Origin of the sequence: Amycolatopsis sp. NPDC057786 (assembly GCF_042797905.1) — a bacterium.
Classification (GTDB): domain Bacteria; phylum Actinomycetota; class Actinomycetes; order Mycobacteriales; family Pseudonocardiaceae; genus Amycolatopsis.
The window spans coordinates 84,522-107,673 of sequence record NZ_JBHVKW010000011.1; the positions used below are offsets into that span (position 1 = coordinate 84,522).

Genomic DNA, 23,152 nt, shown 5'->3' on the forward strand with positions numbered 1-23,152 from the left:
GAACGAACCCCGCTTCCTACTTCGTCCAGGCCGAGATGGGATTGCCCAGCCAGCGCGAATCGGCGGGAACCGCGTCACCCCTGGTCACCAACGAGCCCGGTCCGACGGTCGTCCGCGCGCCGATGCTCGCGCCAGGCAGCACGATACCGTGCGGCCCGAGCGTCGCTCCCTCGTCCAGGGTCACCGGCGACATCGTCATGATCCGGTCGTGGAACAGATGCGTCTGCACGACGCAGCCTCGGTTGATCGTCGCGCCGTCGCCCAGGCTCACCAGGTCCGACTCCGGCAGCCAGTACGTCTCCAGCCACACACCGCGGCCGATCTTGACGCCCATGGTCCGCAGCCACGCCGGCAGCAACGGTGTGCCGCCGAGGGAGCCGATCAGCCACGGCACGGCGAGCGCCTCGACGAAGGTGTCGGCGAGTTCGTTCCGCCAGACGAAGGAGCTCCACAGCGGGTGGTCGACCGCGCGGAACCGGCCGACGAGCAGCCACTTCATCGCGGTGGCGGTCAGCGCGGCGACGGCACCGGCGGCGAGCAGCAGCGGCCCGCCGAGCAGCACCGCGACCACGAACCCGAAGGACGACGCGAGCGCGAAGATCCCGGCGGCCACCAGGACGGTCAGCGCGACGCCGCACATCACCGGCACGATGCGGCACAGTTCGACGAGCGCACGCGCCGCCTTCAGCCGCAGCGGCGGCGTGTACGTGCGGCTCGTGTCGGCCGCGCCGACCGACCGGCGGACCGGCAGCGGCGGCATCCCGAGGTACGACGAGCCCTTCTTCGCCTTGAGCGGGGCCGACGACAGCACCCCGACCAGACCGCGTTTCGGCACCGAACGTCCCGGCGCGGCCATCCCCGAGTTGCCGAGGAACGCCTGCTTGCCGATCCGCGCCGGCGCGACGTGCAGCCAGCCGTGGCCGAGTTCGTAGGTGGCGACCATGGTGTCGTCCGCGAGGAACGCGCCACTGTCCACCTGGGTCATCTTCGGCAGCGCGAGAACGGTGGACGCCTCGACGTTGCGGCCGACCTTCGCCCCGAGCATTCGGAGCCACACCGGGGTGAACAGGCTGGCGTACAAGGGGAACAGCCCTTCACGCGCCATACCCATCAGCCGTTCGGTCGCCCAGACCTGCCACGCGACGCGACCGTGAACGGGGTGGTAACCCTCGACCATGCCGATGCTCAGCGAACGGACGCCGGCGAGCACGAGCAGGGCGTAGGACAGGAAGTACGCGATGGTCGCGAGCGGCGTGAACAGCAGCGCCTGCCCGAGCGCGGCACCCAAGGACGAAGCACCGGAGATCGCGTAACCCAGCACCGCGACGGCGGGCAGGGCGGCGACGGCGGGCAGCAGGCCCAGCGCGACCGAGGTCGCGCCGTAGACCGAAGCCCAGAACCGCGAGCGCGGCGGGCGGCTCGACGGCCACTTCAGCGAGTCCTTCGTGGCACGGGCGGCGGGGGCACCGGCCCAGCGCTGCCCGGCGGGCACGTTGCCGCGGACGGTCGACCCGGCCGCGATCTCCGCGCCCTTGCCGATCCTGGCACCGGGGAACAGCGTGCTGCGCGCGCCGATCCGCGCGTCGGCGCCGATCCGGATCTTGCCGATGTGCACGAGATCGCCGTCCACCCAGTGCCCGGTCAGGTCGACCTCGGGTTCGATGGCGGCACCGCGGCCGAGTTTCAGCATGCCGGTGACCGGCGGCGGGGAATGCAGGTCGACGTCCTTGGCGATCCGCGCGCCGAGGGCCTTGGCGTACGTCGTCATCCAGGAAGCGCCCGCGACACTGTCCGCACCGCTGAACTCGGCGAGCTTCTCGGCCGTCCACAGTCGCAAGTGGACACTCCCGCCGCGCGGGTAGCTGCCGGGTCGGACCCCGCGCAGCAACAGCCGCGAGCCGGTCGCCGAGATCGCGATCCGGCCTGCGGGGCTGAACAGCACGATCCACGCGACGGCGATCCACACCCAGCTCAGCGTCGGCGCCCAGGCGAAACCGGCAAGCGACAGCACGTTCGACAGCGTCGCGGCGATGGTCGTCCAGCGCAGGCCGACCAGGCCCATCAGCGGGACCATCAGCAGCGACTGGATGATGCCCGCCTTGCGCGGGGTGGGCGCGATGTCGCGGCGTTCGGTCTTCTCGCCGCTCAGCGCGTCCAGCAACGACGCGAGCGCGCCGAGCTTCGGGTTGGCGTAGATGTCGCTCACCGACACCTGCGGGTGCCGGGTGCGGATCCGCGCGATCAACTGCGCGGCGGTCAGGCTTCCGCCGCCGTTGGTGAAGAAGTCGGCCTTCGGGTTGTCGACAGAGACACCCAGGATCTCCGCCCAGCCTTCGGCGAGCCAGCTCTCCGTCGGGGACAGCCCGGATTTCGCGGCGTCCACAGTGGACAGTGGCCACGGCAGCGCGTTGCGGTCGACCTTGCCGGAGGTGCGCGTCGGCAGGTCGTCGATCAGCGCCAGCAGCGGGACGAGCGCGGCGGGCAACTGCTCGCGCAGCCGGGTCGCGGCCTCGTCGTGGTCGAACTCGACGCCTTCGGCGGGCACGACGTACCCGACGAGCACCTGGTTTCCCGCCTTGGTGCGGCGGACCGCGGCGGCGGCGCCCTGCACTCCGGGAAGCGCCTGGAGCGCCGCGTCGACCTCGCCGAGTTCGATCCGGCGGCCGCCGAGCTTGACCTGCTCGTCGAGACGGCCGAGGAACAGCAGCCCCTCGGCTTCGGCGCGGACCATGTCACCGCTGCGGTACGCGCGGCGCCAGCCCAGCGAGGGCAGCGGCGCGAACTTCTCGGCGTCCTTCTCCGGGTCCAGGTAGCGGGCCAGGCCGACGCCGCCGATGACCAGCTCGCCGGTCTCCCCCATCGCGACCGGCTCACCCGCTTCGTTGACGACGGCGAGCTGCCAGCCCACCAGCGGCAGGCCGATGCGAACCGGGCCCTCGCCGGTCATCTGCGCGGCGCAGGCGACGACGGTGGCCTCGGTCGGGCCGTAGGTGTTCCAGACTTCGCGGCCTTCGACGGCGACGCGTTCGGCCAATTCCGGCGGGCACGCTTCGCCGCCGAAGATCAGCAGGCGGACGTCTTCCAGCGCGTCGGCGGGCCACAGCGCGGCCAGCGTCGGCACGGTCGAGACGACGGTGATGCCCTGCGCGACCAGCCACGGGCCGAGGTCGACGCCGGTGCGCACGAGCGAACGCGGCGCCGGGACCAGGCAGGCGCCGTGACGCCAGGCGAGCCACATCTCTTCGCACGACGCGTCGAACGCGACCGAGAGGCCGGCGAGCACGCGGTCGCCTGGGCCGATCGGCTCCTCGGTGAGGAACAGCTGGGCTTCGGCGTCGACGAAAGCTGCGGCCGACGCGTGCGAGACCGCGACGCCCTTCGGCTTACCGGTCGAGCCGGAGGTGAAGATGATCCAGGCGTCATCGGTCGGCGCGGGCGAGCCCTCGACGCCGCTCGGCGAGCCGACGACGGTGATCGCGCCGCCGTCGGCGACGACCGCGGCGACGTCGGCCTCGCCGAAGACCAGTTCCGCGCGCTCGTCCGGGTCGTCCGCGTCGACCGGCACGTAGGCGGCGCCGACGGACAGGATGGCGAGGATCGCGACGTAGAGCTCCGCGGTGCCGGAGGAGATCCGGACGCCGACCCGGTCGCCGACGCCGACACCGTTGGCGGTCAGCTTGCGGCCGTAGGCGTCGATCTCCTCGACGAGCTTGCGGTAGGACAGCGTGGTCTCGCCGTCGTCGATCGCGCCCGCGTTGGGGTGGCGGGCGGCGGTCTCGGCGAGGATGTCGAGCAGGGTGCGCTCACCGGCTCCGAGACCGGACCAGAACAGGGCACGGTCGGCGACGGGGGCGGGCGAGGGAGCGACGGTGACATCGGCGACACAGGCGATCGGCCGGGAATCGGCGGTCAGTGTCATCGGGCGGTCACCACGGGCAGGACGGAACCATGGGCGCTCAAGCCCATCACACACCTTTCGCGAAGTGCGTCATTCGGGCTCGCTCTCCGAATGAGGCGCCCGCTAGCAGACCTATGACTTTACCGCAGGTGAACGACATATCTCGGGAGGGTCTCGGCAGAGTGTCGAAACTCACCGGTGGACACGCCGAAACCCGAGGTCATCGGCGTGTCCACCCAGTGAACCATTCACCTACATCGTGAGAAGTCAGCGCGCTTTCGGTTTACCCGCCGATTTTCCGGCCGCTTTTCCGCCCGCCTTGGGCCTTTGCTTCTTTTCGCGGACCCGGACATTCACCCGGACGGGTGTGCCTTCGAAACCGAACCGCTCACGGAACTTCCGTTCGATGAACCGCCGGTAGCCCGCCTCGAGGAAGCCGGTGGTGAACAGGACCAGCGTCGGCGGCCGGATACCGGCCTGGGTCGCGAACAGCACCTTCGGCTGCTTGCCGCCGCGCACCGGCGGCGGGGTCGCGGCGATGAGGTCGGCGAGCCAGCCGTTCAGCTGCCCCGTCGGGACACGCTGGTCCCAGGACTTCAACGCGGTCCGCAGCGCGGGCGCGAGCTTGCGCACCGACCGGCCGGTGAGCGCCGAGATGTTGACCTTGTCCGCCCACGGTACCCGCACCAGACCGCGGTCCAGTTCACGGACCATGGCGTGGCGGCGGTCCTCGTCGACGAGGTCCCACTTGTTGAAGGCGAGCACGCAGGCGCGGCCCGCCTCGACGACCATCGTCAGCACCCGCAGGTCCTGCTCGGAAAGCGGTTCGGCGGCGTCCAGCAGCACGATCGCGACCTCGGCCGCGTCGATCGCGGTCTTGGTCCGCAGCGACGCGTAGTACTCCGCGCCGTTGGCCGAGTTGACCCGCTTGCGCAGGCCCGCCGTGTCGACGAACCGCCAGGTCTCGCCGTCCAGCTCGACCAGCGAGTCGACCGGGTCGACGGTGGTGCCCGCGACCGAGTCCACGACGGACCGCTCCTCGCCGGACAGCTTGTTGAGCAGGCTCGACTTGCCCACGTTCGGCTTTCCGACCAGCGCGACCCGGCGCGGGCCGGTGGTGGCGCGGTCACCGTCGCGCGGCATCTCCGGCAGCGCCTTGACGATGGCGTCGAGCAGGTCGCCCGAGCTGCGGCCGTGCAGCGCGCTGACCGGGTACGGCTCGCCGAGGCCGAGCGACCACAACGACGCCGTGTCGGCGAGCAGGCGGTCGTCGTCGACCTTGTTGGCGGCGAGCAGCACCGGCTTCTTCGACCGGCGCAGCACCTTGGAGACGGCCTCGTCGGTGGCCGTCGCGCCGACGCTGGCGTCGATCACCAGCAGGACCGCGTCGGCGGTGGCCATCGCCATCTCGGCCTGCGCGGCGACGGAGGCCTGGAGCCCGGTCGCGTCCGGCTCCCAGCCGCCCGTGTCCACCAGCGTGAACCGGCGGCCAGCCCAGAAGGCGTCGTAGGCGACGCGGTCCCTGGTCACGCCGGGGACGTCCTGCACGACCGCCTCGCGGCGGCCGAGGATGCGGTTGACCAGGGTCGACTTGCCCACGTTCGGCCTGCCGACGACGGCGAGGACCGGCTGCGCGAGCTGCGCCTCCTCCTCGGCCTCGCCCGCGGCGATCTGCGCGTCGAGCGCGGTGAATTCGGATTCGTCGGACCAGGAGCCGTCGATCTCGCCGACTCCGTCTAGCTCTGTCATGTGCTCAATCCTGTCGCGTGTCTCGGAGCCCGTGCTCCAAGCGCCATTCGTCCAGTGCCTTCACGAGGTCCGCGAGCGCGATGCGAAGCCGCTCGGTTCCCTCCTCCAGCCCTGTCCTTCCCTTCCCGATCGCGGGAGTGAAAGGTTCGCCGACCATGATGTCGACGCGTGGCCGCCAACGCCTCTTGGCGCCGGCGGGTTTGTACGTCCCCCGAGTGGCGACCGGAACCACGGTCGCGTTCCCGGCGCGGACCAGGAAGGCCGCGCCGCGCTCGAAGTTTTCGGCGTCACCGAGTCCTCGGGTGCCTTCGGGGAAGATCCCCACCGCACCGCCGTCCTCGAGCACCTTGACCGCCGCCATCAGCGGCTTGCGGTCCACCGCCCCCCGCTTCACCGGGATCTGGCCCAGTTTCGGGAAGAACCAGCCGACGAACCCCCGGAAGAGTTCCTCCTTGACCAGGAACGCCGTGCGCCTCGGCAACATTCCGAAGAGCAGCTGGGGTTCCACCATCGAGCTGTGGTTGGCGATGAACACCACCGGACCCGACGCCGGAACCCGCTCGGCACCGTGCACCCGCACGCGGAAGGCCGGCCGGACGACGAACTTCGCGATGCCCCGGCCGAACGTGTGGATCGGGCCGCTCGCGCCATCGGGAAGGCCTTGCGCGGTCACCTCGTCGCCTCGGCGGGGCAGCCCTCGAGAAGACCGCGGTGCAGGGCGAGTTCGGACAGCGCGACGATCACCTGGTCGATGTTGAGCGCCGAAGTGTCCACCTCGACGGCGTCTTCGGCCGCGCGCAAGGGCGACGCCGCACGCGTGGAGTCGAGGTGGTCGCGCCGCTCCACGGCCGCCTTCGCGACGTCCACAGTGGACTCGCGACCGGCGGCGGAGTCCTGCGCGCTGCGCCGCGCGGCGCGGACCTCGGCCGAGGCGGTGAGGAAGATCTTGAGCGGGGCGTCGGGCGAGACGACGGTGCCGATGTCGCGCCCCTCGACCACGATGCCGCCGACCCGGCCGAGTACCTCGGCGATGATCTCGCGCTGCCGGGTGACCAGCAGTTCGCGGACCGCCGGGACGGCCGAAACCGGCGAGACCGCGGTGGTGACGTCCGCGCCCCGGATCTCGGCGGCGACGTCTTCACCCGCCAGGGTCACGGTCGCTTCGTCAGGGCTGGTCCCGATGCCGAGTTCGGCCTTCAGGGCGACGTCGGCGACCGCGTCCGCGTCGGCAGGGTCGACCCCGGCGCGCAGGACGGCGAGGGTGACCATGCGGTACATCGCGCCCGTGTCGAGGTATCCGGCGCCGAGCTTCGTCGCGAGCTTCCGCGAAACCGTGGATTTCCCGGTTCCGGACGGGCCGTCCATCGCGACCACACCACGCAGGGCTCCCGTCACCGAAACTCTCCTCAGCTCATTCGTCGCTCACCTGATCGACGACCATTCTGCCTGGTGGCGCGCGACACGCCTCAGCCGCCCACGGCGAACCGGTCGACGAGCATGCCGATCCGCTCCGCGCGCGCGGGCGCCGGGAGCCGGCGACTGCGTTCGAGGGTGACCAGTCCGTGCAAGGCCGCCCAGAAGGTCTCGGTGTAGAGGCCGGGGTCGTAGTCGCCGGAGACCGGGCCCACGACTTCGAGCAGCGCGCCGAACGCGTCCTTCAACGGCTCGGGGCTGTCCGGGCTGGCGAAGTCCAGCTCGCTGGCGAGGGTGAAGATCGCGTCGTAGAGCGCGGGTTTGCGGTCTGCGAAGTCGAAGTAGTTCTCGGCCAGCCGCAGCAGCGCCTCCCGGGAGCCCTCCGCCGCCCCGGCGCCCTTCCGCATGTCGGCGGCCATTTCGGTGCAGCCCTCGAGCGCCGCGGCCGCCATGATCGCCCCCTTGCCGGAGAAATGGCTGTAGAGCACGGGCTGGCTGTACTCGATCTTCGCCGCCAGCCGGCGCGTGGTGACCGCGTCCCAGCCTTCTTCTTCGGCGATCTCGCGGGCGGTGGTGACGATCAGCTGTTCGCGTTGCGAGCGGTCCCGCTCGCGCCGGGGGTTGGTGACCATACGAACATGCTAGCACCGCTAGACAAGCTAGCAACGCTAGAGCTAAGGTCCCTCTCGTACCTAGCACTGCTAGTTCTTGGAGTCGAGATCATGACCAGAACCAAGATCGCTTACGTCCTGTCCGCCGCCCTCGTGCTCTTCGTCCTCTACTTCGGGAGCGGTTACGTGTTCTTCCCGGCGACCCAGACGGGCGGATTCGGCCTGCCGGTGATGCCGTCCGATGGTGACCCGATCCTCGCCGTCAAGGGGGTCCGCGACATCGGCACGGCGCTCGTGGTGCTCGCGCTGCTCCTGTTCCGGAACGCCCGCGCGCTGGGCTGGGCGATGCTCGCGATGGCGTTCATCCCGTTCGGCGACATGCTGATCGTGTTGACCCACAACGGCTCCGTGGGCGCCGCCCTCGGCATCCACGGCGCGACGTGTGCCTTGATGCTCGGGATCTCGGCACTGTTCCTGATCCGCCCGAAGCGAAACGAACGGTGAGTTACTGTTGACGTCGTGAACGTCGAAGTGACCCCGCTCCCCGGAATAGGCGTCCGCAAGGACTTCGCCACCCGCAACGGCCGCCGCGTCGGCGTGGTGACCCATCGCGACGGACACGTCGAGCTGATCGTGTCCAAAACGGACGATCCCGACGCCTGCCTGGCCTCACTTCCGCTCACCACCGACGAAGCGGGCGCGCTGGCGAATCTGCTCGGCGCGCCCCAGCTGGTCGCCCAGCTGACCGAAGAGCACCGGGACCTGCCCGGGATCAACACCAAGCAGCTGCCGGTCAAGGCGTCGTCGCCGTTCGACGGCCGGACGCTGGGCGACACCGCCATGCGGACGCGTACGGGCGTCTCGGTCGTCGCGGTGATGCGGGCCGGGCAGGTCCACCCCTCCCCCACGCCGGACTTCAACCTCACCGCGGGCGACGTCCTCGTCGCGGTCGGCACCTCCGAAGGTCTCGAGGCCGCCGCCAAGATCTTGAAGTACGGCTGATCGCCGATGGATCACACCGCACTGTCCTTGATCGAACTCGGGGCGGTCTTCTTCGGGCTGGGCGCGTTGGGCCGCCTCGCCGGGAAGATCGGGATGTCCCCGATCCCGCTGTACCTGATCGGCGGTCTGTGCTTCGGGCAGGGCGGGTTCATCCCGCTCGGCGACATCGGCGACTTCACCCACCTCGCCAGCGAGATCGGCGTCGTCCTCCTGCTGCTCCTGCTGGGCCTGGAGTACTCGGCGGCCGAGCTGTTCACCGGGCTGAAACGCTCGTGGGTGGCGGGTCTCGTGGACATCGTGCTGAACGCCGCTCCGGGCGCGATCGTCGCGCTCATCCTCGGCTGGGGGCCGATCGGCGCGATCGTCATGGCGGGCGTCACCTACATCTCGTCGTCCGGGATCATCGCGAAGGTGCTGGGCGACCTCGGGAGGCTCGGTAACCGGGAAACGCCGGTGGTGCTGTCGATCCTGGTGTTCGAGGACCTGGTGATGGCGCTGTACCTGCCGATCCTCACCGCGGTGCTCGGCGGGGTGAGCTTCCTCGGCGGGATGAAGGCCGTCGGGATCTCCTTGATGGTCATCACCGTCGTCCTGGTGATCGCGCTGAAGTTCGGCCGGTACGTCTCCGCCGCGGTCGACAGCCCGGACCGTGAGGTGTTCCTCCTCAAGGTCCTCGGCGCGGCCCTGCTGGTCGCCGGCCTCGCTTCGGCGATGCAGGTTTCGGCCGCGGTCGGCGCGTTCCTGCTCGGCATCGCGATCTCGGGTTCGACGGCGGAGAACGCGACGCACCTGCTCGAACCGCTGCGAGATCTCTTCGCCGCCGTGTTCTTCGTCGTGTTCGGGCTCAACACGAACCCCGCGTCGATCCCGCCCGTGCTCGGCTGGGCGGTCGTCCTGGCGGTCGCGACCACGCTCACGAAGGTCGGCACCGGCTGGTGGGCCGCGCGGAGGCAGGGCATCGGGAAGATGGGCCGTGCCCGCGCCGGGGCCGCGTTGGTCGCGCGAGGCGAGTTCTCGATCGTCATCGCCGGGCTGGCGGTGGCGGCGGGCGCGGTGACCGGCGAACTCGCGGCCCTCGCGACGGCGTACGTGCTCCTGATGGCGATCCTCGGCCCGACGGCCGCGCGGATCGTCGAACCGGTGGCGCGAGCCTTGCAGCGGAGGCCCTTCGGTTCGAAGACCCCCGCTTCCCAGGCCGGCTGACCCCGCCCCACACGCGCGGCGACTGGTGAGTTCGCCGTTCAATCACGCGAGTTACGCGCCTGATCACGCGAGTTCGCTCGTCCCGCAAGGCCAGCACGCGTGACTGGTCCGGACGGCTCGCGTGATCGGGCACGGAACTCGCGTGATCGAGGACGTGACTCACGTGATTGGGGACGTAACTCACGTGACCAGACGGACGACACGAGGGTTCCGGCGGGTGGCGCGGAAATGGCTTTCGCAGCACCCGCCGGACCGAGACCTCAGCGTCGAGGCCTAGCCGCGCTCAAGCCCCGAAACGGTCGCCGGCGCGATCTGCGCCGGAGCCGCCGGAAGCGGAGCCGGAACCGCCGACGGTCCCGCACCCGAGACAGGCAGCGCCAGCGACGTCTTGCCCAGATCCACCGTGATCTTCGGGTACTGCGCCGGCCCGCCGATGAACGAACCGTCCGTCCCGCCGATGATCAGCGCGAGCTGATGTCCCGCCGGGACGACGTGATCCGTACTCGCCAGCCGGAACGTCATCGTGTACGGCTGCCCCGGAGTCAGCGGCGATTCCTGGGTCAGCGACCGGTGGTTGGCCAGATCCGCCCACCCGCGGCTGATGATGTTCAGCCCCACCGAGACGGCGTCGGTGCTCGTGTTCAGGTAACAGGCGTCGTTACCGGGCGAGCTCGCGCCCCAGCACGACTGGGTCAGCTCGTTCTTGATGCCTTCCTTCGGTCCGGTGTAGTTCCGGATCGTCGCCAGGCCGTAGTCGACCAGCACCGCCGAGAGCCGCGCGGTGGGCGTCGACGGCGTCGCGGTCACGGTCACCTTCGCCGTCCCGGACACGTGCAGATCCTTCGCGAGCGCGCCGGTGCTGAACAGCACGCGGCCGCTCGCGGTCTCCGTCGGCCTCGCGGCCCAGCTGTTCGACGACTGGCCCGACGAGTCCGTGAACGAGACCGTGCCCGTCCCCACGGTCGTGCCGAGCGTGCCGACGCCCGGTGTGTTCCCGGCCGCGGGGCGCAGGGTGACGGCGCTGCCCGCGGGCCAGGTCGGCTGGTCCACCCAGACGTCGGGCTCGCGTTCCACGCTCGCGCCCGGCGTCTTCTCGATACCGTTGTCCACGCCGAGCAGGTAGTGGTCGAACCACTTGTGCAGCGTGTCGACCCACTCCGACCGCCGGTAGTCGAACGGATCGACGTGGCCGGCCTGCGTCAGCCAGAGCTTGCGCTCGACGTTCAGCGCTTCCCACCATTGCCCGAAGTTGATCGTCTTGACGTTCAGGTCACCGAGGCCGTGCGAAGCGAGCACGCTGGCCTTCACCTTCGAAGCGCTCTGCACGTAGTCCCGGTTGAGCCAGAACGCGTTGTAGTCGCCGTTCGAGGTCGCGCCCGCGGCGAGCTTCTGGTTCGCCGCGCCGCAGTTCTGCCCACCGTTGCGCCGGGACACGGTCTGCGCCAACCCCGCTGGGCTGCCCTGACGCAGGCTCGCGCCGTCGGAGCGGTAGTAGTCGTACCAGGAGCTGATGGCGCCGATCGGCACGATGGTCTTGAGCCCGTCGACGCCGGTCGCGGCGACGCCGTTGGCCACCGTGCCGTCGTAGGACTTCCCGATCATGCCGACCGCGCCCGTCGACCAGGTCGCGTTCTTCCTGGCCGGGCCGGTCGCCGTCGTGTAGCCGTTCGCGCGGCCGTTCAGCCAGTCGACGACCTTGCGCGCCGATTCGATGTCCGAGGGGCCGCCGATGTCGGTGCAGCCACGGGACTTGTTGGTGCCGGCCAGATCGACCAGGACCACGGCGTACCCGCGCGGGACGAAGAAGTTGTCGTAGTAGAGCGGGAAGCCGACCGGCCTGCCCGCCGAGTCGTAGGTCTTGAGTTCGCTCTCGTTGCCCCGCCCGCAGCACGAGTAGTACGGGCTCGCGTCCATGATGACCGGGACCTTCTTGCCCTGCGCCGCCGGTTCCTTCGGCCGGATGATGTCCGCGGCGACCCGGTCCGACCGGCCGTCGCCGTCCCCGTCGAGCCCGATGTCCACCCAAGCCGTCTCGCGGACGGCCTGGGCGAAGTCGTAGACCGGTTCGCTGCTCCGCGGTTTCGCCGCGGCCTGCGGCGCCGCGACCACGGCCGCGGCGACCGCCAAGATCCCTGCCAGCACAACTGTTTTCACGGTTGAGCCCTTCCCCGTCGGCTGAAAGCCCGTCAGGGAGAGCTAAACGCGGTGATCACCCGTGCAGTAGGGCGGAAAGTCTTGGTTACAGATCGACGGCGCGGTACAGCGAACCGACCTCGCCGCGGTTCAGCCGCCGGATCGAGCCCGAGCGCTGGGCGCCGAGCTGGACGTCGCCGAGCGCGGTCCGGACCAGTTTGCGCACCGGGTGCCCGGTGGCCGCCATCAGCCGCCGCACGATGTGCTTGCGGCCCTCGTGGATGACCAGTTCGATCTGGGTACGCCCGGCCAGCATGTCCTTGACCCGGAACTGGTCGACCTTGACGATGCCGTCCGGCAGCTCGAAGCCCGCCCGCAGTTCCTTGCCGAGCCCACGCGGGACGATGCCCTCGACCTCGGCGAAGTAGGTCTTCAGCACGCGGAACGACGGGTGCATCAGCCGGTGGCCGAGGTCGCCGTCGTTGGTGAGCAGCAGGAGCCCTTCGGTGTTCTCGTCGAGCCTGCCGACGTGCACGATGCCGGGCGTCTCCTCGTACCGGCCGCGCAGGTAGTCGCCGACGCACGGACGGCCGCGGTCGTCGCTCATCGTGCTGTGCACGCCCTTGGGCTTGTTCAGCAGGAGGTAGACGAGGTCCTCGCGGACCTGGACGCGGGTGCCGTCGACGTGGATCACGGAGTTGTCCGGATCGACCCGGCGGCCGAGTTCGGTGACCACCTTGCCGTCCACGCTCACGCGACCGCGCACGATCAGGTCCTCGGCCGCGCGCCGCGAGGCGACGCCTGCCTGTGAAAGGACCTTCTGCAGCCGAATGCCGTCGGGATGCGGGTCAGATGTCATCGATGGTGTCCACTTCGGGTAGCAACGGAGCGATGGGCGGAAGGTCGGCCAGGGACGAGAGGCCCAGTCGCTCCAGGAACAGCTCGGTCGTCACGTACAGCGTGCCTGTGGTTTCGGGGTCGGTCCCCATCTCCTCGATCAGGCCGCGCGCCAGCAGCGTCCTGATCACCCCGTCCACGTTCACCCCTCGGACGGCGGCGACCCTGGCCCTGGTCACCGGCTGCCGATAGGCGATCACGGCGAGGCTCTCCAGTGCGGCTCGCGTCAGCTTGGAACGCTGGCCGTCGAGCAGAAGCTTCTCCACGAACGGGGCATAGACGTCCCTAGTGTAGAACCGCCACCCTTCGCCGACTCGGCGCAGGTCGATTCCGCTGGTCCGCTCGGTGAACTTCTGCGCCATCGTGCGCAGCGCCACGGTCACCCGCGACACGGGCTGGCCGACCGTGTCGGCGAGGGATTCCTCGTTGATCGGCGAGTCGACGACCAGGAGCAACGCCTCCAGGGCCGCTTCGAGCGCCTCGTCGGAGGTGACGTCGGGGTAGCCGCCGTCGCCCGCCGCGACGAGCCCTTCGTCGGCAGGCGGCTCCGCCTCGGCCTCCGGCTCGTCCGGCTCGTCGGCAGGCGGCTCCGAGGCCTCCGGCGGGCTGAAAGCGTCCTTCACCTCGTCCGACGCGACGAAAGCGTCCTTCACCTCGTCCGACGCGACGAAAGCGTCCTTCACCTCGTCGGACTCGGCGATGGGAGCTTTCAGCCCATCCCCGGTCTCGGGCGATTCGGTCTCTTCGGTGTTCTCCGGGCTCACCCGTACTCCTCGTCCTCGGCGGCGGCGCGATCGTGTTCGGCCGCCACCGACGCCTCCTCCACGGACCCGCCGGTCCAGCGCACGTGCAGTTCGGCGAGCGCCTCCAGCTGCTCGAACTGGACCGTGGCCTCCCGGTACAGCTCCAGCAACGCGAGGAACCGCGCCACGATCTCGACGGTGTGCTCACAGTCCTCGACCAGCTCACCGAAGGTCGCTTCGCCTCGTTCCGCCAGCTTGAGCCGCAGCAGCGCGGCGTGTTCGCGCACAGAGACCCGGCCCATGTGGATATGGGCGATCGACACCGTCGGCGGCGGCTTCGGTTTGAAGACCGCGACGGCGATCTCGGCGAACTTCGCCGGGTCGACGCCCAGCATCACCTCGGGCAGCAGGCCCATGAACCGGTCCTCCAGCGCGACCGACCGCGGGTACCGCCGCAGCGCGCCGGCTTCCAGCTCTCCGAACAGGGCCGCGACCTGCTTGTACGCCCGGTACTGCAGCACACGCGCGAACAGCAGGTCCCGTGCTTCGAGCAGGGCGAGGTCGTCTTCGCTCTCCACCTCGGCGGCGGGCAGCAGCCGCGCCGCCTTGAGATCGAGCAGGGTCGCCGCGATGACCAGGAACTCGGTCGTCTCGTCGAGGTTCCACTCCGTGCCGAGCGCACGGGTGTAGGCGATGAAATCGTCCGTGACCTGGTGCAACGCGACTTCGGTGACGTCGAGCTGGTGCTGCGAGATCAGCTGGAGCAGCAGATCGAAGGGACCCTGGAAATTCGACAGGTTCACCTTGAACTTGGACGTGCTCAGCTCTTCGCTGGCGAGTCCTTCGGGGACCATCCCGCCGTGCACGGTCTCGTGCACGGCGGGGGTCTCTTCTGCCTCTGTCCGCTCGACCGGCTCTGAGCCGCTGGGAGCAGCCGCGGCCGGGTCGTCCATCAGCTCTCGGTCTCTTTCCCGTCCTCGCTGCCCGCCCGCAGACGCTGGACGAGGACCGAGTCCTCGCCCGCCGCGTCGAAGTCGGCCAGCAGCACGGCCACCGCCTCGCGGACCAGCCTGCCGCGATCGAGTACGAGACCGTGCTTCGCCCGGAGGTTCAGCCTGGCCTGCTCCATCGCCAGCAGTTCGTCGCCGGAGACGTAGACGGTGATCTTCGCGTCGTGCTTGGTCCGCCCGGAGCCGCTGCGCGCGGCACGGGTCAGCCGTTCCTTGTGCTCGTTCCCGGAACCGTTCCCGTTGCCGTTCCCCTTCGCGGGGGCGGGCTGCTCGGGCGCGGGCGGGAGATCGAGCGCGGGGCTGGAGGTGATCCTGAAGAGTTCGGACGCTCCTGGCAGGGAAGCTCGCCTGCTCACCGAGCGATCACCTCACGGGCGAGCGCGCGATAGGCCGCCGCGCCCGCTGATTTGGGAGCCCAGGTCGTGATCGGCTCGCCCGCGACCGTCGTCTCGGGGAACCGCACGGTGCGGTTGATCACCGTGTCGAACACGGTGTCGCCGAATGCCTCCACCACTCTCGCCATGACCTCCTTCGAGTGCAGGGTTCTCGGGTCGTACATGGTGGCGAGAATCCCGGTGATGTCCAGTTTGGGGTTGAGGCGTTCCTGCACCTTCTCGATGGTGTCGATCAGGAGCGCTACGCCTCGCAGACTGAAGAACTCGCACTCCAGCGGGATGATCACACCGTCCGCGGCGGTCAGTGCGTTCACCGTCAGCAGGCCTAGCGAGGGCTGGCAGTCGACAAGAACATAGTCGTAGTCGTTCATGACCGGACGAAGGACCCGTAACAAAGTGTGTTCGCGCCCTACCTCTGCGACCAACTGGACCTCGGCCGCGGACAGGTCGATGTTGCTCGGCAGCAGGTCGACGCCGTCCACCCTGGTCTTCCGGATGACGTCGGTGATGCTGACCGAGCGCTCCATGATGACGTTGTAGACCGTCTGGTCCAGCTCGTGCGGCTGAATGCCGAGGCCGACCGAGAGCGCGCCCTGGGGGTCGAAGTCGACCAGCAGTACCCGGCGGCCGCATTCGGCCAGCGCCGCGCCGAGGTTGATGGTCGAGGTGGTCTTGCCGACCCCGCCCTTCTGGTTGCACATGGCCATCACCAGTGCGGGACCATGGCGGTCCAGCGGCGGCGGATCGGGGATCTCGCGGAACGGACGGCCCGTGGGGCCGATACCTTCCCTCTCGAGTTCTTGCTGCTTGGTTTCTTTGGCGCGCTTGGCCTTGCGGCCGCGGGAAGAGATCGTGTCCTCCGACGGTTCGTCGCCGTCGTGTTCGGCGGGGGTTGCGATGGTCACCTGGCTGAGGCTCGCCGCGGCCGAACCGGCGGACGCGGACGGCTTCGCCGGCTCGTTCGGTGTCGACATGGCGCGAAAGCTCCTCTTCGGCAGGATCCTCGGCAGCCTATGCGCGATCCGCGAGTCGAGCCAACGAGGCACGCCGGGACCGACCGGGTCGATTAGCCGAGCGCGCGGGGATGTGCTGTCGCGTAAACCTCGCGGAGCGTGTTGACCGTGACCAGCGTGTACACCTGGGTGGTGGTCACCGAAGCGTGACCGAGGAGTTCCTGCACGACGCGGACGTCGGCCCCGCCTTCGAGAAGATGCGTGGCGAAGGAATGGCGCAGCGTGTGCGGGGAGACGCCCGCCGTGATTCCCGCGGATTCCGCGGTGTCCTTGAGAACCTGCCACGCGCTCTGCCGGGAAAGCCTGGAGCCGCGGGCGTTCAGGAACATCGCCGGCGTCCCCCTGCCGTGGGTGGCGAGCGCCGGCCGCGCGCGGACGAGGTACGCGTGCACCGCTTCCAGCGCGGGGCGGCCGATCGGCACGATGCGCTGTTTGCCGCCCTTGCCGTCGAGCAGCACGGTGCGTTCGGCGTCGTCGATGTCGTCGACGTCGAGCCCGACGGCCTCGGAGATCCGCGCGCCGGTGGAGTAGAGCAGTTCCAGCAGCGCCCGGTCCCGCAGCGGGCGTTCACCCTCGGGCGGCGGGGTTTCCAGCAGTTTCAGGACGTCGCCCACCGGCAGTGCCTTAGGCAGCCGTTTGGCCGCGGCGGGCGGGCGGACCTCGCGGGCCGGATCGTTCTCGGTGATGCCGTCGGCGTGCGCGAACTTGTGCAGTCCCCGCACCGCGACGAGCGCCCGGGCCGCCGAGGACGCGGCGAGCGGCCGATGCTCTTCGTCGCCTTCGCGCAGCGCCGCGCCGAACGAGGTGATGTGCGCCGAGGTGACATCGCTGAAGCACTCGACGTCGGCGTCACCGAGGTACGCGGTGTACCGGCGCAGGTCGCGGGAGTAGCTGTCGAGGGTGTTCCTCGCGGTTCCGCGCTCGACCACCAGATGGTCGAGGTAAGCGGCGACCACCTGGGCGACTCCGGTACCGCCTGCCCGTGACACACGGACACTCTAGGACGACCGCGACCCGTTCGGGGGTTCGCCGCGCGTACCGCGTCGCGGGTGTGAAACGGGCTACCTTGGGAACATGTCCCAGCAACCGGACCCGGACGAAATGCGCGCCGGCACCGCCGAACGCGAGGAGGCGGCGCGGCTGCTCGCCGACCACTACAGCCAGGGCAGGATCACGCCGGACGAGTACGAGGGCCGCGTCCTCGCCGCGTACGAGGCCGTGACGTTCGGCGAACTCCGGCCGCTGTTCCAGGACCTGCCCGCGCCGCATCCGGCGTACCTCGCGCCGCGGTTCGACCCGCCGCCGTTCGTGCCCGTGTACCAGCAGCCCGCCGCGGTCATGCCGTATTCACCGAAGTCGAAGGTCGCCGCCGGGGTGCTGCAGATCGTGCTGCCGTTCGGGATCGGGCGCTTCTACACCGGCCATGTCGGTCTCGCCATCGGCCAGCTGGCGGTCGTGCTGGTCACCTGCGGCATCGGGGCGGTCTGGCCGATCGTCGACGGGATCGTGCTGCTGGCGAACGGCGGCACCGACGCGCAGGGCCGCCGTCTCCGGGACTGAGCGCCTCGGGAGCCTCCCCGAACACAGGCCCGGCGCCGTACCGACCACCTCCCGAACGCCATGAACGGTCCGTTCCTTGCAAATTTTGCAAGGAACGGACCGTTCATAGCGCGCGAAAGGGCGTCAGAGACCGCGTGAAGCGAACTTCGTCGGCCTGTCCTCCCAAGGGGCGTCGGCCGGCCGCGACGAAGCCGCGCCCGAAAGCACCGCGTGCGCCGCGAGCACGCCACCGACGGTCGACCCGTTCACCAGCTCACCCGCCAGCGCCATCCGCACCGCCTCGGCGAGCGGGAACTTCCGCATGACGAGATCCGCCTCCTCGTCGCCGAGGATCTCCCTGTCCACTTCGGACAGGTCGCGGGCGAGGTAGACACGGACGACCTCATCGGTGAAGCCGGGCGACGCCGCGACGTCGACCAGGGTCTCCCACCGCCCGGCGCTGAGCCCGACCTCCTCGACCAGCTCGCGTTTGGCCGCCTCGACGGGGTCCTCCCCCGCCTTGTCGATCAGCCCGGCGGGCAGTTCCCACAGCCGCCGCCCGATCGGGTGGCGGTACTGGTGGATCAGCGTCACCATGCCGTCCGAGTCGAGCGCGACGACGGCGACCGCGCCGAGGTGCTCGACGACCTCACGGCGGGCGGTGCCGCCGCCGGGCATCACGACCTCGTCGACCCGCAGCCCCACGACACGTCCGATGTGGACGTCCTTTGTGGACGCGACGGTGAACTCGTGCTTACCGGGTTCGGTCACCGGGCCACCGTCTGCGGGGCCTCGGGCAGTTCGACCGGCAGCCGCTCGGCGACCTTGCGGTCGACGACGGCCTTCACGAACGCGCTGAACAGCGGGTGCGGGCGGGTCGGGCGGCTCTTGAGCTCCGGGTGCGCCTGGGTGCCGACGAAGAACGGGTGCTTGTCGGCGGGCAACTCGACGAACTCGACCAGGTGGTCGTCGGGCGAGGTACCCGAGAACACCAGGCCGGCGTCGGAAAGGCGCTTGCGGTAAGCGTTGTTGACCTCGTAGCGGTGACGGTGCCGCTCGGAGACCTCGGTGCTGCCGTACGCCTTCGCGACCTGCGAGCCCGGCTTGAGCTTGGCGACGTAGGCGCCGAGCCGCATGGTGCCGCCCATGTCGCGCTCGCCGGCGACGACGTCACGCTGGTCGGCCATCGTCGAGATGACCGGGTTCGGGCCGTCCTCGAACTCGGCCGAGTTCGCGTCCTTGATCCCCGCCAGGTTCCGCGCCGCGTCGATCACCATGCACTGCAGGCCGAGGCACAGGCCCAGCAGCGGCAGCCCGTGGGTGCGGGCGTAGGCGATGGCGCCGACCTTGCCCTCGATGCCGCGGACGCCGAAGCCGCCCGGCACCAGCACACCGTCCACATCGGACAGCGCCGCCGCCGCACCGGCCGGGGTCTCGCAGGAGTCCGAGGGGACCCACTCGATCTGAACCTTGGCGCGGTGGGCGAACCCGCCCGCGCGCAGCGCCTCGGTGACCGACAGGTACGCGTCCGGCAGGTCGATGTACTTGCCGACGAGCGCGACCCGCACCGTCTCCGACGGGTTGTGCACGCGGTCGAGCAGGTCGCCCCACACGGTCCAGTCGACGTCGCGGAACGGCAGCCCGAGACGGCGCACCACGTAGGCGTCGAGCGCCTCACGGTGCAGCACCTTCGGGATGTCGTAGATCGACGGCGCGTCGGGGCAGGCGATGACGGCTTCGGTGTCGACGTCGCACATCAGGCCGATCTTGCGCTTGAGGTCCTCCGGCAGCTCACGGTCGGCGCGGCAGACGAGCGCGTCGGGCTGGATACCGATGTTGCGCAGCGCGGCGACCGAGTGCTGGGTCGGCTTGGTCTTCAGCTCACCCGACGGGGCGAGGTACGGGACCAGGGAGACGTGGAGGAAGAAGCACTGGTCGCGGCCGACGTCGTGGCGGACCTGACGGCAGGCCTCCAGGAACGGCAGCGACTCGATGTCGCCCACGGTGCCGCCGACCTCGGTGATCACGACGTCCGGGCTGTTCCCGTCCTCGTCGGCGCCCGCCGCGGCGGTGATCCTCGCCTTGATCTCGTCGGTGATGTGCGGGATGACCTGCACGGTGTCGCCGAGGTACTCACCGCGGCGCTCCTTGGCGATGACCTCGGAGTACACCTGCCCGGTGGTGACGTTCGCCTTGCCGTCGAGAGCCCGGTCGAGAAAACGCTCGTAGTGCCCGATGTCCAGATCGGTCTCGGCGCCGTCGTCGGTGACGAACACCTCACCGTGCTGGAACGGGTTCATCGTGCCCGGATCGACGTTGAGGTACGGATCCAGCTTCTGCATCGTGACCCGGAGCCCACGTGCGGTAAGGAGCTGACCCAGGCTGGAAGCCGTGAGTCCCTTACCCAGAGAGGAGGCAACGCCTCCGGTGACAAAGACATACTTGGTAGCCCGCGACTGAAGTCCCACGGGCTTCCACCTTATCGCACGCCCGCCGGGGCGCTCACCGGCCACGCCGCAAGCGTCCGATGGAGTGGAAAACCGCTACCCTCGCGACGTGACAGACGCGCACGACACCTGGACCGCACCGGTCGCGGAAGGCCCGCTCGACGCGGACATCCGTGTCCCCGGTTCGAAGTCGATCACCAACCGGGCCTACGTCCTCGCCGCGCTCGCCAGCGCGCCGACGCGGGTGCGGACCCCGCTCGACTCCCGGGACGCGCGCCTGATGCTCGGCGCCATCTACGCACTCGGCGCCCACTCGCAGGAAAGCATCTCCGGCTACCTCGTGCACCCGCTCGGCCCCGGGCGCGTGCATCCGAACGACACCGTCCGGGTGGAACTCGGCAACGCGGGCACGGTCGCCCGGTTCACGCCCGCGCTCGCCGCGCTGGGTACCGGTCCGGCGCTGTTCGACGGCGACGAGGCCATCCGCCGCCGTCCCATCGGGCCGCTGCTGAAGGCGCTGCGCGACCTCGGCGCCCGCATCGACGACGACCGCCGCGACGCGCCGCCCTTCACCGTCCACGGCGAAGGCGGCTTGCGGGGCGGCAGGGTCGATCTGGACGCCTCGGCGTCGAGCCAGTTCCTGTCCGCGCTGCTGCTCGCGGGGCCGTCGTTCCAGCAGGGTGTCACCGTGCGTCTCGTGGGCGGCCAGGTGCCGAGCGAGCCGCATATCGCGATGACCGTCGAGATGCTCCGCCGGTTCGGGGCCACTGTGGACCGTGAGGGCGCCGAGTTCCACGTCGCGCCGACACGGCTCTCCTGCCCCGAGTACGTCGTCGAGCCGGATCTCTCGACGGCCGCGCCGTTCGTCGCCGCCGCGATCGCGACCGGCGGCACGGTGCGCATCGCGGGCTGGCCGCAGCGGACGACGCAACCCGGGGACTGGCTGCGCAGCCTGGCGCCCGTTCTGGGCGCCACCGCCGAACTCGACGCGGCAGGCCTGACGGTCACCGGCAGCGGCACGATTCCCGGCGTCGAACTGGATCTGCACGACGTCGGCGAGCTGACGCCGGTCATCGCGGCGCTGCTGTGCTTCGCCGAGGGACCGTCGGTCATCTCCGGGGTGGCGCATCTTCGCGGCCACGAGACCGACCGGCTGACCGCGCTCGCCACCGAACTGTCGTCGCTCGGCGGCGATGTCCGCGAGACCGAGGACGGGCTGCGGATCACGCCGGCGCCGCTGCACGGCGGGAAGTTCCGCACCTACGACGATCACCGGCTGGTGATGGCGGCCGCGGTGCTCGGCCTGAAGGTCGAAGGCGTCGAGGTGGAGAATCCGGGGACGGTCGGGAAGACCTTCCCCGGATTCGCCGAAGCGTGGACCTCGATGCTCGGCTAACCGAGCCCTCCGGCGAACGGAGCTTCCCGCCACTGCTCGATCATCGGCTTGAGACCGTCGACGAGCATGGGCAGCTCCGGCGCCATCGCCAGGCAGGCCACTCCTTGCAGTGTCGCCAACGCCCCGAGCGCTCGCAGCACCCGCTCGTCCGCTCCGCGCAGCCCCAGCTCGCCGGCGGCCGCGTTGTAGGCCGCGATGCCCTCCGGGCCCATCGCCGGGAGGTCCAGCTCGGCCGGGGCGCGGTTGACGAGTTCGAAGTCCGAGCAGAGTTCGCCGTCCGGCGTGGCGATCAGGTTGTACGCCGGGGCGTCACCGTGCACCGGCTGGACCGTCGCGCCGGGAAAGGCCCTGGTGAACGCCGCCTCCGACGCGAACAGCGGCCGGAGCACGTCCCATTCGCGCCGGGCCCGGTCAAGATCGGCCGGTTCCAGCAGGTCCGGGCGGTCCGCGAGCTGATCGAGACCGTCGGGGACGAACGGGATCAGACCGCCCATGAACGCCAGGTCGCCGTCGTACTGGCGGAGGGCGGCGTGCAACCGGGCGACGATCTCGGCGCCGCGCTCAGGGCTGATCTCGGCGTCCTTGTCGTGCTCGACGAACTGCCAGAACGTCATCGAAAAGCCGTCTCGCCGCACGGGTTCCGCCGGTACCAGCGGGCTGGGCGGGACGACCGGATGCCCGCGACGCGCGAGCCAGCCGGTCACGGCCAGCTCACGCCGCTGGTCGGTCAGCTGCGTCTCCAGCGTGGTCGTCCGCGGCAGGACGGTCGGCACGCGCACCACCACCGGCAAGGGTGACAAGCGCACGATGACCGAGAAGACGTCGTACAGGACTTCCGGTTCGTCGAAGGTCAGTCCGAGGTCGCGGCCCGCGGAAACCGCGGCGGCCACCGCCCGCGCGGTGCGGGCGGCCCGTTGTTCGTCGGTGATCATGACGCGAGTCTGGCATCTCCGGTTCACCCGGCGGAGCGTTCTCCGTCATCTTCGGGGAACAGCGCCTTCAGCGTGACTTCCCGGTTCACCCGCACATGCTCGACGGCGTGGGCCCGCGCGCGGTCGGCGTCGCCCGAAGCGATCGCGTCGTAGAGACGGCGATGTTCGTCGAGCAGTTCGCCCCAGTGCTCGTTCTGGCTGGTCAGCCAGCGCAGCCTGCCCTCGAGCGGGCGGAGGATCTCGTGCAGCAACCCGTTGCCGGCGAGCGCGACGATCTGGTCGTGGAAGCGGGTGTTGAGCAGGGTAATCCTGGCCGGGTCGCCGCTTTCGGTCGCGCGGGCGGCCTCGGTGAGCAGCCGTTCGAGCGCGCGGAGTTCCGCCTTGCCCGCCCGTTCGGCGGCCAGTCCGGCGGCGAGCCCTTCGAGTGCCTCGCGGACGTCGAACAGCTCCTCGACGTCGGACTTGGCCAGCTGACGCACGACGATCCGCCGTGGCGACTGGACGGCGAGAAAACCTTCGGCCTCCAGGCTGCGGATGGCCTCGCGCACCGGGACCCGCGAGACGCCGAGATCCTCGGCGAGCTCACGTTCGACCAGCCTGTCCCCCGGCTTCAGCCGTCCGGCGAGGATACGTTCACGCAGCTCGTCGCGGACCCGCTGCCGGGTCGCGGCCAGCGGCTGACGCGGTCCTTCCTCGGCCACCCGAGCCCCCTTCACCACCGCCGTAACAGCTTGTAACACCGAGTTTATCGGCAGAAACCTTGACGGCGGA

The 23,152-nt window shown here is 70.1% G+C and carries 21 protein-coding genes; 5 read left to right on the plus strand and 16 right to left on the minus strand.

What is annotated here, in order from left to right:
• Positions 1-16: 16 nt before the first annotated feature.
• The 5 genes from ACFVM3_RS10095 to ACFVM3_RS10115 all read right to left on the minus strand — a co-directional run bounded on the left by ACFVM3_RS10095 (position 17) and on the right by ACFVM3_RS10115 (position 7,692).
• Positions 17-3,919, minus strand: a complete 3,903-nt coding sequence (locus ACFVM3_RS10095; RefSeq protein ID WP_378437379.1) for a Pls/PosA family non-ribosomal peptide synthetase — start codon at positions 3,917-3,919, stop codon at positions 17-19.
• Between the two features lie 246 nt (positions 3,920-4,165).
• Positions 4,166-5,647 carry a ribosome biogenesis GTPase Der gene (gene der, locus ACFVM3_RS10100; protein WP_378437381.1) on the minus strand — a complete coding sequence of 494 codons (1,482 nt, stop codon included), beginning with the start codon at positions 5,645-5,647 and terminating at the stop codon, positions 4,166-4,168.
• 4 nt (positions 5,648-5,651) lie between these two features.
• The gene (locus ACFVM3_RS10105; protein WP_378437383.1) at positions 5,652-6,320 is read right to left on the minus strand and encodes a lysophospholipid acyltransferase family protein; all 669 of its coding nucleotides are present in this window, start codon (positions 6,318-6,320) and stop codon (positions 5,652-5,654) included.
• On the minus strand, positions 6,317-7,021 hold the full coding sequence (gene cmk / locus ACFVM3_RS10110) for a (d)CMP kinase (protein WP_378437426.1): 705 nt from the start codon (positions 7,019-7,021) through the stop codon (positions 6,317-6,319). Before cmk ends, ACFVM3_RS10105 begins: the two co-directional genes overlap by 4 nt.
• A gap of 92 nt (positions 7,022-7,113) precedes the next feature.
• Positions 7,114-7,692, minus strand: coding sequence for a TetR/AcrR family transcriptional regulator (locus tag ACFVM3_RS10115; RefSeq protein ID WP_378437385.1), 579 nt, complete (start codon positions 7,690-7,692; stop codon positions 7,114-7,116).
• Between the two features lie 90 nt (positions 7,693-7,782).
• Between ACFVM3_RS10115 and ACFVM3_RS10120 the strand changes: the two genes are divergently transcribed.
• From ACFVM3_RS10120 to ACFVM3_RS10130, 3 genes are read left to right on the plus strand one after another with little or no spacing between them, the layout of a single operon-like run.
• On the plus strand, positions 7,783-8,175 hold the full coding sequence (locus tag ACFVM3_RS10120; RefSeq protein WP_378437387.1) for a DUF4267 domain-containing protein: 393 nt from the start codon (positions 7,783-7,785) through the stop codon (positions 8,173-8,175).
• 15 nt (positions 8,176-8,190) lie between these two features.
• Positions 8,191-8,673 (plus strand): cation:proton antiporter regulatory subunit, encoded by a 483-nt coding sequence (locus tag ACFVM3_RS10125; RefSeq protein ID WP_378437389.1) that lies wholly within the window; start codon positions 8,191-8,193, stop codon positions 8,671-8,673.
• Between the two features lie 6 nt (positions 8,674-8,679).
• Positions 8,680-9,876 (plus strand): cation:proton antiporter, encoded by a 1,197-nt coding sequence (locus ACFVM3_RS10130; protein WP_378437390.1) that lies wholly within the window; start codon positions 8,680-8,682, stop codon positions 9,874-9,876.
• A gap of 273 nt (positions 9,877-10,149) precedes the next feature.
• Here ACFVM3_RS10130 and ACFVM3_RS10135 read toward each other — a convergent pair whose 3' ends face one another.
• The 7 genes from ACFVM3_RS10135 to xerD form a co-directional block, all read right to left on the minus strand.
• Entirely contained in the window at positions 10,150-12,018 is a 1,869-nt protein-coding gene (locus ACFVM3_RS10135) for a Xaa-Pro dipeptidyl-peptidase (RefSeq protein WP_378437428.1), read from the minus strand.
• Positions 12,019-12,115: 97 nt separating this feature from the next.
• Positions 12,116-12,868: a pseudouridine synthase gene (locus ACFVM3_RS10140; protein ID WP_005153474.1), complete on the minus strand. Its 753-nt coding sequence runs from the start codon at positions 12,866-12,868 to the stop codon at positions 12,116-12,118.
• Positions 12,858-13,670 (minus strand): SMC-Scp complex subunit ScpB, encoded by an 813-nt coding sequence (gene scpB, locus ACFVM3_RS10145; protein WP_378437392.1) that lies wholly within the window; start codon positions 13,668-13,670, stop codon positions 12,858-12,860. Before scpB ends, ACFVM3_RS10140 begins: the two co-directional genes overlap by 11 nt.
• Positions 13,667-14,602: a segregation and condensation protein A gene (locus ACFVM3_RS10150; RefSeq protein ID WP_378437394.1), complete on the minus strand. Its 936-nt coding sequence runs from the start codon at positions 14,600-14,602 to the stop codon at positions 13,667-13,669. Before ACFVM3_RS10150 ends, scpB begins: the two co-directional genes overlap by 4 nt.
• A complete protein-coding gene (locus tag ACFVM3_RS10155; RefSeq protein WP_192741693.1) occupies positions 14,602-15,015 on the minus strand; it encodes a cobyrinic acid a,c-diamide synthase in 414 nt (137 codons plus the stop codon). The genes ACFVM3_RS10150 and ACFVM3_RS10155 overlap by 1 nt, the downstream gene beginning before the upstream one ends.
• A complete protein-coding gene (locus ACFVM3_RS10160; RefSeq protein WP_125685029.1) occupies positions 15,012-16,028 on the minus strand; it encodes a ParA family protein in 1,017 nt (338 codons plus the stop codon). Before ACFVM3_RS10160 ends, ACFVM3_RS10155 begins: the two co-directional genes overlap by 4 nt.
• A gap of 92 nt (positions 16,029-16,120) precedes the next feature.
• A complete protein-coding gene (gene xerD, locus ACFVM3_RS10165) occupies positions 16,121-17,023 on the minus strand; it encodes a site-specific tyrosine recombinase XerD (protein WP_378437430.1) in 903 nt (300 codons plus the stop codon).
• Positions 17,024-17,141: 118 nt separating this feature from the next.
• Between xerD and ACFVM3_RS10170 the strand changes: the two genes are divergently transcribed.
• Positions 17,142-17,627, plus strand: a complete 486-nt coding sequence (locus ACFVM3_RS10170) for a DUF1707 domain-containing protein (RefSeq protein WP_378437397.1) — start codon at positions 17,142-17,144, stop codon at positions 17,625-17,627.
• 123 nt (positions 17,628-17,750) lie between these two features.
• Here ACFVM3_RS10170 and ACFVM3_RS10175 read toward each other — a convergent pair whose 3' ends face one another.
• Together ACFVM3_RS10175 and ACFVM3_RS10180 are read right to left on the minus strand one after the other, a co-directional pair.
• Positions 17,751-18,377 (minus strand): NUDIX domain-containing protein, encoded by a 627-nt coding sequence (locus ACFVM3_RS10175; RefSeq protein WP_378437398.1) that lies wholly within the window; start codon positions 18,375-18,377, stop codon positions 17,751-17,753.
• Positions 18,374-20,074, minus strand: coding sequence for a CTP synthase (locus ACFVM3_RS10180; RefSeq protein WP_378437400.1), 1,701 nt, complete (start codon positions 20,072-20,074; stop codon positions 18,374-18,376). Before ACFVM3_RS10180 ends, ACFVM3_RS10175 begins: the two co-directional genes overlap by 4 nt.
• An 88-nt stretch (positions 20,075-20,162) precedes the next feature.
• Between ACFVM3_RS10180 and aroA the strand changes: the two genes are divergently transcribed.
• Positions 20,163-21,449, plus strand: a complete 1,287-nt coding sequence (aroA, locus tag ACFVM3_RS10185) for a 3-phosphoshikimate 1-carboxyvinyltransferase (protein WP_378437402.1) — start codon at positions 20,163-20,165, stop codon at positions 21,447-21,449.
• On the opposite strand, the gene ACFVM3_RS10190 is transcribed toward aroA, so the two are convergent.
• Together ACFVM3_RS10190 and ACFVM3_RS10195 are read right to left on the minus strand one after the other, a co-directional pair.
• Positions 21,446-22,381 carry an aminoglycoside phosphotransferase family protein gene (locus ACFVM3_RS10190; protein ID WP_378437404.1) on the minus strand — a complete coding sequence of 312 codons (936 nt, stop codon included), beginning with the start codon at positions 22,379-22,381 and terminating at the stop codon, positions 21,446-21,448. The two genes, aroA and ACFVM3_RS10190, sit on opposite strands and share 4 nt — an antisense overlap.
• Before the next feature lie 23 nt (positions 22,382-22,404).
• Positions 22,405-23,082: a GntR family transcriptional regulator gene (locus tag ACFVM3_RS10195; protein WP_378437406.1), complete on the minus strand. Its 678-nt coding sequence runs from the start codon at positions 23,080-23,082 to the stop codon at positions 22,405-22,407.
• Positions 23,083-23,152 lie beyond the last annotated feature (70 nt).